Source organism: Maribacter sp. ACAM166 (genome assembly GCF_005771495.1).
In the GTDB taxonomy this organism is placed as follows: Bacteria; Bacteroidota; Bacteroidia; order Flavobacteriales; family Flavobacteriaceae; genus Maribacter.
The window spans coordinates 1-2300 of the sequence record NZ_VAUW01000086.1; the positions used below are offsets into that span (position 1 = coordinate 1).

Genomic DNA, 2300 nt, shown 5'->3' on the forward strand with positions numbered 1-2300 from the left:
TCACCCCGCTCTTTTCAATAAAAATATGAACATTTAATAAGATATTAGTCTCCCCCAGACCCCTCTTTTCAACAACATCAATATTAAGATAATTATGTGTTATTTCTAAATTCAAATCTAAAGGAACTGTACGAAATAAAAGTAGTAAAAGAGAGGGTTCCTCTAGAAACACGAGATCTACGTCTCAATATACAAGATGAACTTTTCCCTCTCTTTTGTCCTTTCTGATTATGTTATTAATCTAACCTATAATTAACGAGAATCAAACTTAAGATGTACAAGACCATTAACAAAAATTTAAAACCAATCGATATGAACAAAATATTACTTACATCAATTAGCATAATTTTCGCTTGCAATTCAATTTTCGGACAAACTAACGAAGAAAAATACGCAGAAGACGTAAAATCAGTAGATGCGATAATAAATGCATATTATGATGTTGTTTCAGGTTCGAGTAGTGAACCTTGGGAATTTGAAAGAGACAAATATATTCATTCAAAAAATGCTGTTATAACAAGACTGGATGAAAATGGAAAAGCGGAATCGCATACACTTGAATCGGAATATATACCAATAGGATTAGCACCGAAAGAGGATTTTTATGAAAAGGAACTTAAAAGAATAGTTAGCAAGTATGGAAATATTGCGCAAGTTTGGAGTGCATTTGAAATACGGACTAACCCAAAAACTGAATCAAATATTAGAGGACTAAATAGCATTCAACTTCATTATGAAAATGGAAGATGGTGTATAGATAGTTGGACTTGTGAAATGGAATCTGATAAGAAAACTTTAGTAACTGATTTTTTGAATAAAGAATAAAAAACTTTTGCTAACACGAGTAACCGTTGCACAAGCGGTTAATTCAGCACAAAACCTATCAATACAGGCCTCTCTAAGAGGCTTTCTTCGTATTAAATCAGAAGTTAAAAGCCGATTTTTGATGCTTTGTATAAGTACTAAATAGGTGTTGAAAGACACTTTTTATAAAGACTATTAAGGCAAGTTGCCCTGCCCCTCTTTTTACTCGTTTTTGTTCGAATTTCAAGTACTTTTTGAGGTTGTAGGCGATTGCGGAAAGATGCATCACCTTGTTTGCCCGTTCCAGTCCAATGGTATTTATTTTTCTATGGCCCATGAACTGGGTAAGACTACAATTATGGGGAAGCCTACAGGGGCAGTTCTTTATCAATTGAACTTATCGCTCGTATTTTTCGCAAATATTCTTCGGGTACATTGATCTCCAAAGTATCCATACTCGTATTCGCCTTTACAGGGGCAGAATCTATGGCTTGTGTATGACCAGAAACCATTCCTTTTTCTGCACACAAACTTAAAATTGGATCAAACTTCAAATTTAGATAGGAGGTTTTCGCGAACGGTAGCGAAAACATAAGACACTTAATCCGCTTGGACGAAGAACGTAACAGACATTTTTTTAGTGCCAAAGTGGCTATACAAGATGGTTATGAAAGTGGTATAAGTCCTATGTCAAGAACAGTCGAGGATACTATGGAAGCGGCTATAAATCGTATAAAGGTAAAGACCAAAGGAGAGCGAAATGTATAAATATATTCTATTGCTCAAAGCTAATTATGACGTTGACTATATCATGAATCACACTAAAAGTATGGCGAGAATCACAAACACTAGACTATATTACAAACTTGTTGCAATGTTTTAAAATTTTAGCAATCAATTCAGAACTAGGTCGAAATGCAACTGAATATTTACCACACTTAAAAAGGTTCAATTACAAGGCGCATACTATTTTTTTTATGAACCAACAGAAAACTGAATTTTAGCCGCATGCTATATGCATCTTAAGTAAAAAGTAAGATTTTGAACGACACCTTTAAAATATAATTAAAGATGGGGTTAAATATACTAATTCAATTAAGTGATAATTAGGTTTATTTGAACTTTGAAAGGGTATTTAGCAATTATAGGAAAATCTTTGAGTCCGATAAAACGTTGATCTTATAAGACTAATATAGCACGTTGCAAAAATAGCATACTACGTAACGCAATTTTATTTTATCAATTTATATATTCTTAAACAATCCTGTCCTAAACGTTTTCAAGAATGAATAACTTTACTGTTTTCATTGACCTAAAGCTACCGTTTTGGTTTTTTTCAGAATAGAACCCCCTGTACGATATTTTGTTTAGGCGGCGGATGGTCTTGAAAAGGGTGGTCGAGCCATTTTTGGAGGTCTACCTTAACAAAAAGGTTGAGTCTTATAAAAGCGACCAGATTTGATAAGTACCATTTGTATTTTGCCATAGCTTTCAGT

General features: G+C 33.5%; 3 protein-coding genes. 2 read left to right on the forward strand and 1 reads right to left on the reverse strand.

All coding sequences use genetic code 11. The annotated features are described in order from the left end of the window. Positions 1 to 312 precede the first annotated feature (312 nt). Entirely contained in the window at positions 313 to 825 is a 513-nt protein-coding gene (locus tag ES765_RS21400; protein ID WP_138116555.1) for a hypothetical protein, read from the forward strand. A gap of 347 nt (positions 826 to 1172) precedes the next feature. Here the strand turns inward: ES765_RS21400 and ES765_RS21410 are convergent, their stop codons facing one another. Beyond that, complete coding sequence (locus ES765_RS21410) at positions 1173 to 1358, reverse strand: hypothetical protein (RefSeq protein WP_138116559.1); 186 nt, start codon at positions 1356 to 1358, stop codon at positions 1173 to 1175. A 55-nt stretch (positions 1359 to 1413) separates the two neighbouring features. On the opposite strand from ES765_RS21410, the gene ES765_RS21975 reads away from it, so the two are divergent. After that, on the forward strand, positions 1414 to 1572 hold the full coding sequence (locus ES765_RS21975; RefSeq protein ID WP_171017406.1) for a hypothetical protein: 159 nt from the start codon (positions 1414 to 1416) through the stop codon (positions 1570 to 1572). The last annotated feature ends 728 nt before the right edge of the window (positions 1573 to 2300 follow it).

Excerpts from the sequence above, each read along its gene's own strand:
- ES765_RS21400 (WP_138116555.1), top strand. The coding sequence starts at position 313 with ATGAACAAAATATTACTTACATCAATTAGCATAATTTTCGCTTGCAAT.